The sequence below is a fragment of the Acidimicrobiales bacterium genome (assembly GCA_035294085.1).
Classification (GTDB): domain Bacteria; phylum Actinomycetota; class Acidimicrobiia; order Acidimicrobiales; family Bog-793; genus DATGLP01.
Genome location: DATGLP010000026.1, coordinates 147,955 through 157,413, shown reverse-complemented (window position 1 = coordinate 157,413; position 9,459 = coordinate 147,955). Strand labels below are relative to the sequence as shown.

Below are 9,459 nucleotides of genomic sequence, written 5' to 3'. Positions count from 1 at the left end.
TAGGTGCCGCCGGCGGTGAAGGACGTGAAGCCCGACAGCGTCTGGGACGAGGAGGAGACCGTGAAGACCCCCGTCACGGCGTCGAAGGAGGAGGCGACGTCGAAGGTGACCGGGTCCGAGGCGCCCCCGGTGATCGTGCCCTTGACCTGGGAGAAGCTCGACGTGCCGAAGCTGCCCGCACCGATCCCGGTGAGCGTCACCGCGCCTGGGCCGGTCAGGGTCAGGCTCGAGTTCGCCGTCGCACCCGAGTCGTTGCCAGTGAAGGTGGCCGCTACCGAGCCGTCGGTCTCGAACAGGACGCTGCCGCTCACCGCCGAGGCGTCGAAGGAGGTGTAGGTCGTCGAGGCGCTGCAGCCGGTCGAGGACCCGAAGTCCGTCGTGAACTGCGTCGAGCCGATCGTGTCACCCGCGATCTGCTCGGTCGACGAGGCGATGGACACCGTCGGCGGCGAGGTGCCCGGCGACGTGCCGCCGATCGTCACCGAGGTGCCGCTGCACGAGACGGTGAGCGTCGACGAGGCCGCAGCCGGCGGAGCGGCGAGCGCCAGCGCGACGAGCACGCAGGCGCCGAAGAGGCCCGCCCCGCCGGCGGCGAGCAGGACGAGGCGTCGAGGCGAGTGGCCCGCGAAACCCCCCGGCGGACGGCGGGTGCGAGGACGCGGCCTCATGTCGACGCCATCCCGGCAACCGCGAACCGGGTCGAAGGCGAGCCGTAGGAGCGGGCGTCGCCGAAGGGGTAGATCCGGCCGGCTGACGTCACGACCCAGTAGCCGCGGCCGTTCGGCGTCGGGACGATCGAGCTCGCCCGGCCGCGCAGGCGCTTGCGGGGGACGGAGCCGTAGCGGTGGGCGTTGCCGAACGCGAACACCTGGCCCGTCGTCGACACGATCCAGTAGCCGCCGTTCGAGGCCGTGCGGGCGAGCCCGCTCACCGAGCCCTTCAGCAGCTTCGGACGGACCGAGCCGCGGCTCCGGGCGTTCCCGAAGGCGTAGACGCGCCCCCTCGTCGAGGCGAGCCAGTAGCCACCGCCGTTCGACGTCGTGGCGACGGCCACGATCGGGCCGTCGAGGCGGCGCCGCGGCACCGAGCCGTGGCTGCGAATGCGTCCGAAGCCGTAGACCGCGCCGGTGCTCGAGACGAGCAGGTAGCCGGTGCCCCGCGGCGCGACGGCGATCGCCACGATCCTGCCGCGCAGTCGCCTGCGGGGGACCGAGCCGTAGCTGCGAGCCGTCCCGAAGGCGAACACGCGCCCACTCGTCGACACGATCCAGTAGCCCTCGCCCGCGGCCGCGGGGGCGATCGCCGCGACCCTGCCGCCGAGCCTGCGGGGGCTCACCGAGCCGTAGTTCCTCGCGTCCCCGAAGGCGAAGACCCGGCCGTTCGCGGTGACGACCCAGTAGCCGCGCCCGGCGACGGGCGACGACGGGGGTGACGTCGTCGTCGTCGTCGGGGTGCTCGAGGAGCCGCCGGACCCGCTCGACGGGGGCGAGGCCGCCGGGTAGGCGATCGTCGCGCTCGCGGAGGTGCTGATCAGACCTGCGTTCTGCGGGTTGCTCAGGTCGAGCGAGAAGGCGAGGTCCCCCGACGCTCCGGCCGGGAAGAGCAGGGGGACGACGACCGAGGCCGTGTCGCCCGAGCAGGTCACCCCGGCGGGCTCGCTCGAGGAGCACGGAAAGGTGATCGTCCCGCTCGCGCTCGTGTAGTTCGTCCCGGCCCGCGCGCTCCCGTCCGCCGTCGCGTACTGCACGGACACGCTCGCCTGGCCGAGCGTCGCTGAGACGAGGCTCACCTGGAAGGTGGCGCTCTGGCCCGCGCCGGTGACCGCGACCGTCCCCGGACCAATGACCGTGACGGCGCGGTCCACGAGGCGCGCCACCGACAGGCTGTCCTGGGTCGCCGGCGGGGTCCCCTCGACGTCGCCCGCGACCAGCACGTTCCCGTCGGGCTGGACGGCGAGGCCGGAGCCGCAGGTCGCCCCGCCAGACGTGCACACGACGACCGAGGAAACCCCCGAGCTGCCGAAGCCCTCGTCGAGCGCTGTCGGCGTCCCGGCGCCGTAGAGGGCGACGCTCGCGTACTGGGGCGAGCCGGACTGCGACGGCCCGCCGAGGACGACCCCGGCGGGGGTTGAGTCGGTCGGCGACTGCTCGACGTAGGCGACGGCGAGGCCGCGCGAGAGCGCTGACTGGGAGAGGTAGCCGGAGGCGGGGAAGCCGAAGCTCGACGCGGGCGAGCCGCTCGCCGTGAGCCCGATCAGCACGGCCGAGGTCGGCGCGGTCTCGTCGGTGCCAGCAGCGACGAGGTAGGGGACGTCCGAGGCGGCGCTGTTCACCGCGACGGCGTTCGCGACGAGGCCGCCCGACGACGACGAGCAGTCGTCGAGCTGGACGAGCCCACCAGCACCGAAGCCCGACGAGGGCGGCTGAAAGGTCGAGGGCGCGAGCTCGAGGACGAAGGCCTCCTGCTTCGTGCTTCCGCAGTCGCTCGCCCGGTCGCCGCCCGTGACGAAGACGGCGCCCGAGGTCGGGTCGACGGCCACGCCCCCAACGGTGTCGGGGTAGTTCGCGTTCCCGACCTGGTGGAGGTAGGAGGCAACGAGGCCGCCCGAGGCGTCGAAGACGAACACCCCGACCTCGCCGAGGGGCGCGCCGGCGGTGGAGACGGTCCCCGCCGCCACGACGTCGCCGGCGACACCCGGCGCCGTCGGCGGCTCGATCGCCACCGCCTGGAACGACCCGCCCGTCAGCCCGACCTGCGAGAGCTCGTTGGCCACGGCGCTGTCGAAGCTCGAGTCGAAGGACTGGCTGGCCGGCACGTAGCGCACGAGGGCGGGCTGCTCGACGCTCTGCGGCTCCTGCCAGCCGGCCGCGACGACGTCGCCGGCGTAGCCGTTGGCGCCGCTCGGGTAGACGGCGACGGTCTCGGCTGCCGACCCGCTGCCGCTCGAGCCCAGGCCGGCGAGGGCGAGGCCTGCCGACGGGCTCGAGGAGAAGGAGCCGTCGGGGCTCCCGTCCAGGCTGAACCGCCCGATCGCGAGCTGATGCGGGGTGACTGCGGTGTCCTGGCCCGCGGCGACGACGTCGCCGTCGGCGGCGTCGTAGGCCACCGCCGCGAGGTTGCCAGCCTGGGAGAGCGAGGCGACGCCGGTGTGCGCGCTCTGGCCTGTCGGCAGGTTGCCGAAGCTGAGGTCGAGCGAGCCGAGGCCGCCCGAGGTGGTAGCGCCGGCGGAACCGGCGGGCACGAGCCCCCCTGCGAGGGCGGTCATCGCCACTCCGGCGAGCACGGCCCGGAGGCGCCCGGCGCGCGCGCGGGCTGGGATCGCCGCTCCGCCTGGCACGGCGCGGCCTGCTCGCGCGCGCTGGTCCACGTGCATCGCGTCACGTCCGCTGGAAGAACTCGAGCTCGGTGATCGCGACCGCGTGGCCCGTCGCCGAGGGGTAGACGGAGAGGATCTTCACCGTCATCGCACTGATGCCGACGACGTGGAGGGCGAGGCGCTGGAAGCTCGGGGTGTCCTGGAGCGTCTCGAAGATGGGGGGCTTTCGGGGGAAGATGAGCTCGATCCGCTTCGGGCGCGCCTCGGAGAGGAACGCCTGCTCGCTCGGCCCGGCTCCCGAGAGGACACCGATGCGGTCGAGCGTCGTCGGCTGTGAGAAGACGACGGTAAGCGACTGGCCCGCGCCGTCGCGCCTCGTCGGCTTGGACTGCCAGTAGGTGTTCGTGGCGTCGTCGATGGCGAGGCCGGGGGGGTGGTTCGGCGCCGAGGAGGTGGCGTTGGCGCCGACCGCGAACTGCTGGGTGTAGGTGACGTTCACCCGGTGCAGGATCGACCGGTACGTGCGCAGGTACCAGCTGCGCAGCGGCTGCGCGACCGGCCCGAGGAAGCTGAGGACGATCGCCGCGCCGATGAACACCGCACCGGCGCGCGCCATGACGCGCATCAGCATCCCTGAGGCCCCGCCCCCCGAGCTCGCCTTCCCCCACCGCCCGGGCCGCTCGCCCACGCCGACGACGCGCACGTCTCGGCGCAGGTGGCGGCGCCACCAGCTGAGCGGGACGTAGGACTGCTCCACGTCGAGCTCCGACAGGTCGAGCTCGGTGCCGCAGCGCCGGCAGAAGACGCGCGTCGGCGCGTTGAACTGGCCGCAGCGCCGGCAGAAGACGTCCCCGGGCTGGGGACCGGTCGGGAGCTCCTGGACGATCGGTGCGAGGACGGTCGCCGACTGTCGCCGCCGCTCGGCGCGCTGGGCCTCGGTGGGCTTGCGCAGCACGACGGCGCGGGCGCGAGACGGGCCGAGCGACGGGTGGTCGCCGGGGCGCGCCGGCTCGACCGCCCCCTGCTCGATCGCTGGCGAGCCGGTGAGGAGCGCCGTCGGCCCGGAGGCGGCGGCCTCCGGCGCTGGACCAGAGGACGGCGAACTGAGCGGGATGATGACCCCACCGCCGTCCGGCTCCTCGGGCGCGGCCGGCTCGGTCGGCGCCGTCTCGGCCTCGGTGGCGTGCGGGTCGGCCGGTGGGCGCACTGCCGGCACCACGACGGTGTCCGGGTCGCGCGCCGGCGCCAGCGCAGCGCCCGGCGAAGGTCTCGGGCGACGCCCGAGGCGCGCGAGCACCCGGGCGAGGAGACCCGGTCGTGGCGGCTCCGGCTCGGGCTCGGCGACGGGCTCCGGCTCGGCTGGCGTGACGAGCTCGACGCGCTCGCCGGACCACGGCAGGTAGCGGCCGCAGCGGGCGCAGAACTCCTCCGCCTCCTCGTTGTGCTGGCCGCAGGCCTTGCACACGATCACGGCCCGAGCACCTCGACGCGGTGGGGCACGTGGGCGGGCTTCGAGGTCTCGACGAGGCGGTCGAGGCGGCGGACGTCCACCGTCGCCGGGTCGTCGACCCGGACGCGCACGACGAGCCGGGCAGGTGCGGAGCCCGGCAGGTCGGCGCCGGCCTCGCTCGACCAGGTGCACCCGCCGCTCTCCTCGATCTCCGGTTCGACGCCGGTGTAGATGGCGACGTGGCGGCGCAGCCCCTCGACGGTGCCGCGCACCCGGAAGAGCTCGACGGCCTGCGCGACGAGCTCGGCGCGAGAGCGCGCGGACCAGGTCTCGTCGAGCTCCACGCCGACCCAGCTCGCGAGGTAGGCGACGAAGTCGCCGGGCGCGAGCGTCGGGTCGAAGTAGGCGTCGATGTTGTCGAGCACGGAGATGATCGGCGCGACGAGGTCGTCGAAGGCTGAGACGAACCGGAGGGCGAAGCCGTCCTCCTGGTAGATGGACGGGAGCAGCTCGCCGAACGTGTAGGGGCTGGCGAGGCCCTCGACCGTGCCCCTCATGGCCCGACCACCCGCACCTCGTGGCCGTAGGAGAAGAGCAGCGCGTTCGACGGGATGTCGAGGCGCTGCGCGACCGGCCCGCGCTCGCCGGTCACCGGATCAGCCGGGTAGAGCTGGACCGCCTCCACGAGCTCGACGCCGCCGACGCGCTGGAGCACGGCGTAGACCTCGCCGGCGTGCACCGGCCTGCCGAAGCCCCACCCGTCGCCGTCCGCCCCGCCGTGGATCGGGTGCAGGTAGCGGTAGAGGGCGGCGGTGGCGTCGTCGCGCACCCGGCTCGGGTCGGCGAAGTGCCGCGCCCGCAGCTGCGCCACCACCGTGATCCCCTGGTAGAAGGGGGGCTCGACGACGACGCGCGCCCCGATCGTACGCTTGGTGTCGAGCTCGGACGCGACGCGCCGGAGCACCTCCTCGGAGGGCGCGAGGCGCTCGAAGGGGATCCTGCCGTCCTCGTCGTCGGCGACCGCGGGCACGATGAGGACGCGCACGCCCTCCTCGGTCCCCTCCCCGCCGGCCGGCACGGCGCGCACCCGGGCGATCCCCGCCGCCGCCTGCCGGGCGAGGATCTCGAAGTCCTCGACGGTCACCGCGCGGCCGAGCGTCCGCAGGCTGATCGGGCCGCGCACCTTCGCGTTCTCGATGTCCTCGCCGTCCACGCCGCCCGCCGCGGGGACGCGGTTCTCGACGCGTGCGACGAAGGGGACCGGCGTCTTCATCGAGACGAGGGCGCCGCGCGCCACGTTGCCCCGCTGGCCTCCGCCCGAACGGTACTGGCGCAGCCGCAGCGGTGCTCCCTTCGGCGGCACGGCACCGTAGTTGCGCACCGTCCCGTCCTCGAGGCGCACCGCCGGGCCGAGCACGACCTCGCCGGTGACGCGGTCGAGCATGAAGTGCCGGTCCTCGGGCCCGCTCGCCGCGAACGTGTCGACCTCGCGCCACTCCTCCCAGCCCTCGCCGCCGGCGACCTCGAGGACGTGCGGCGTGGGCGAGGACACGACGGGCGCCTGGCGGAGGTGGAAGCGCTGGCCGGCGACGCCCTCGGAGACGCCGATGATCTCCCCGTCGACGACCGAGGCGTGCACCGCCCGCGTCGTGCCACCGACGACGAAGGCCGAGAGGTTGGCGATGCTCGGCGAGGAGGAGTAGAAGGCCTGCCCCGGCTCGGGCTCGGTCACCCGGCAGCGCAGCCATGCGGCGCGCCGCCCGTCGAGCACCGCCGCCTCGTGCCCGGTCGGCACGTGCAGCACGACGTCGCCGGCCTTGTTGAGGCCGCCGGTCTCGTCGCGCTCGACCTCGCAGGGGACCCAGCTCGCGCCGTCGTAGGCCTCCCAGGCGAGCGGCGGGTTGTTCGGGTCGACGCCGACGCCTTCGATCCGGCACTGGAAGCGCAGCGCGACCGCGTTCGAGGGCACGGCCTCGCGCAAGCCGAGCAGCAGTGCCTCGCCGGGCATGGGCACCGCGCCGAAGCACGGGAACTCCTCGCGCCCGAGGCGCTCGCTGTGGTCGACGCTGCGGTCGCCGGCGAGGACCGAGACGACGCTCGCGAGCGAGCTCGACACGACGGTGAGGGCCTCGGTCGTCTCGAAGACGACGGGCTCCTCCTTGGAGACGCGCTGGGTCGACACCCTCGTGCCGCGCGGGACGACGACCGGCCGGTCCTGCGGCGAGGTGAGCCAGAAGGTGACGAGCGTCTCCGCGGCCGACGGCGGGAAGAGGTGGACCCCGATGAGCTCGAGGAACTTCACGTAGTTGCGGTCGGGGACCTTGTTCAGCCGGAAGGTGAGCTGGTCGACCATGTAGGCGAACGTCTCGATCAGCGTGACGCCGGGGTCCGAGACGTTGTGGTCGGTCCACTCCGGGCAACGCTGCTGGACGAGGCGCTTGGCGTCGTCCACGTAGTCCTGGAAGCGCCGGTCGTCGAGGTTCGGGACGGGCAGGGTCAACGCGGTGAGCCTTCCTCGGGGATCACGTAGAAGGGGAACACGAGGTTGCGCGGGTCGTTCGTCCCCCGCTTCGTGTACCGGATGTCGATGTACATCGTCGCCTCGTGCACCCGGTCGACCATGACGTCGACCCCGAGGACGGTGATGCGCGGCTCCCAGCGGGCGAGCGAGCGCTTGACCTCGAAGGCGATGAGGCCGGCCGTCGTCGCGTCCGCCGGGTCGAAGACGTGGTCGTGGATGCCGCAGCCGAACTCGGGGCGCATGGGCCGCTCGCCGTAGGCGGTGGACAGGATGATCCGGATCGACTCCTCGATCTCGCGGTCCCCGCTCACGAGCGCGATCGAGCCCGTCGAGGTCGTCGAGAGCGGGAAGGCCCACCCCGATCCGATGAACTCCTGCGCCACGCGCCCCCCTAGCCGTTGATCGTGACGATCGGACCGTCGAGGGACATCTCCCCCTCGGCGGTGAGCTCCACCGCCGCGCCCGAGAGGGAGACGTCGCCCTCCCCCTCGATCGTCACCGACGCGGCGGAGATCGACAGCTCCCCCACCGCCTCGAGGGACAGGTCCCCCTCGGCGCTGATCTGGATGTCGGTGCCGCTGATCGCGATGTCCCCGTCGAGGTTGTAGATGCTGATGACCTGCTCGTCCGCGTCGAGGAAGATCCCGGCGAGCTCGTCGCCCGTCTCGATCAAGATCCCGGTCTGCTCCTCGGAGTCGAGGAAGGTGATGTTGTGGTAGAAGCGGGAGCTGATCCTCCGCATGGCGACGAGGCCGGTGGCCTCGTCGATCGCCGCCGGGGCGGCCGGCTCGAGGACGGTGTTGTAGAGCGAGCCGAGGACGACTGGGCGAGACGGGTCGCCCTGCTCGAAGGAGACGAGCACCTCGTCGCCCTCCTCGGGCAGCCAGAAGAAGCCGAACCCCTCGCCGGCGCCGATCTGCACGACGCGGGCCCAGTCGCTCATCGCGACGCCCTCGGTGTCCATCCACTCGTAGAGGACCTGGACCCTCCCCTGCTCCTCGGGGTCGCGGACGTTGACCACGGTCGCCGAGACGACCCCGTTGATCCGCTGGGGCGGCGGCGTGACGCCCACCTCGGGACCCTTCGCGAGCCCGAGCAGCGTGCGATCCTGCCAGCCGCTCGCGCTGAACTGCGTCGTGTAGCCGCTCTCCGGGCTGAAGACGTGCCGGGTCGAGGTGAGCGTGTAGGCGCCGTCGAAGCTCGCCCCGGCGAGGCTGAGGTTGATAGCGACACCCGCCTTCAAGGCAGCGTCGCCCATGCACTCGCCCTCGAGCTCGGCGTAGGACTCGGCGAGCTGATTGCCGAGGGCAGCCGCCTTCGTCTCGGCGGCGTCCTCGTCGGCCGTCGGGAAGCCGAGGTAGAGGAAGCTGTTGGCGCCCTCGACGGAGGCGAGCTCCTCGGGCTGCACGACCGTCTCGGTGGCGATCGCCTCCGCCGGGGACACGCCGATCACCGGCGCGTCCTCGAGCGGGCTCCAGCCCGTCACCTGGACGTCCTCGACCTGCTCGTTGGAGCGAACGACGGCGCGCAGCCGGATCAGGCTGTCGCCGACCACGATCTGGGTGGGGCCGCTCTCCTCGAGCGTCCCGGGGACGTCCCCCTCCACGGGAGGCACGGCGGGGGCGAAGGTGAAGACGCCGTCGGACATGTAGGCCCGGTAGCCGCAGTCCATCGCGAGCGTCTGGATGAAGTCCCAGTCGGTGACGCCCGCCTGCAGCTTGTACTCGATGAGGTCGTCGGTCGGCTCGATCTCGTTCAGCTCGATGCCGTTCTCGGCGAGGATCTCCTCGACGATCTCGGAGGCGAGCATGTCCTCGAAGACGCGCGTCTTCTTGCCGCGCATCAGCCGGTTGGACAGGTCGAGGCCACGGATGATCGTCCGCTTGCCCGTCTGGTCGTACTCGAGCTCGAGGGCGGTCACCTCGCCGACCACGAGGGGGACCGGCACCGGCTCGCCGTTGTCGACGCTGATCACCACCTCGGCACCGGGGACGAAGCCGCCGAGCTCGGCGACGTCCGCGGCGGGGTCGGTGAAGACGAGCTCGAACATGTCGGGCAGGTGCATGCTGTTCTCGACCACCGCCCCGACGAGCAGGTCCGCGACGAGGGGATCGAGCGGGACGCCGTCGACCTCGATGACGAGCGAGCTCGACCACTGCGTGTCCACGCCGC

At 73.0% G+C, this 9,459-nt stretch carries 7 protein-coding genes; all 7 read right to left on the bottom strand.

The features are described from left to right. Positions 1 to 668, bottom strand: a 668-nt coding sequence (locus tag VKV23_09790; GenBank protein HLI16328.1) for a hypothetical protein, incomplete at its 3' end; no start/stop codon positions are given. Then, complete coding sequence (locus tag VKV23_09785) at positions 665 to 3,337, bottom strand: Calx-beta domain-containing protein (protein ID HLI16327.1); 2,673 nt, start codon at positions 3,335 to 3,337, stop codon at positions 665 to 667. The genes VKV23_09790 and VKV23_09785, both read right to left, overlap by 4 nt. A gap of 40 nt (positions 3,338 to 3,377) precedes the next feature. After that, positions 3,378 to 4,787: a hypothetical protein gene (locus tag VKV23_09780; protein HLI16326.1), complete on the bottom strand. Its 1,410-nt coding sequence runs from the start codon at positions 4,785 to 4,787 to the stop codon at positions 3,378 to 3,380. Continuing rightward, the gene (locus tag VKV23_09775; GenBank protein HLI16325.1) at positions 4,784 to 5,323 is read right to left on the bottom strand and encodes a phage tail protein; all 540 of its coding nucleotides are present in this window, start codon (positions 5,321 to 5,323) and stop codon (positions 4,784 to 4,786) included. The genes VKV23_09780 and VKV23_09775 overlap by 4 nt, the downstream gene beginning before the upstream one ends. Next, positions 5,320 to 7,266, bottom strand: a complete 1,947-nt coding sequence (locus tag VKV23_09770) for a putative baseplate assembly protein (GenBank protein HLI16324.1) — start codon at positions 7,264 to 7,266, stop codon at positions 5,320 to 5,322. Before VKV23_09770 ends, VKV23_09775 begins: the two co-directional genes overlap by 4 nt. After that, the gene (locus tag VKV23_09765) at positions 7,263 to 7,670 is read right to left on the bottom strand and encodes a GPW/gp25 family protein (GenBank protein HLI16323.1); all 408 of its coding nucleotides are present in this window, start codon (positions 7,668 to 7,670) and stop codon (positions 7,263 to 7,265) included. The genes VKV23_09770 and VKV23_09765 overlap by 4 nt, the downstream gene beginning before the upstream one ends. A gap of 8 nt (positions 7,671 to 7,678) precedes the next feature. Beyond that, positions 7,679 to 9,454, bottom strand: a complete 1,776-nt coding sequence (locus VKV23_09760; GenBank protein ID HLI16322.1) for a VgrG-related protein — start codon at positions 9,452 to 9,454, stop codon at positions 7,679 to 7,681. Positions 9,455 to 9,459: the final 5 nt, after the last annotated feature.

What these genes read in the sequence shown, in the direction of transcription:
- VKV23_09775 (HLI16325.1), bottom strand. Translation starts at nt 5,323, where the DNA reads ATGAGGGGCACGGTCGAGGGCCTCGCCAGCCCCTACACGTTCGGCGAG.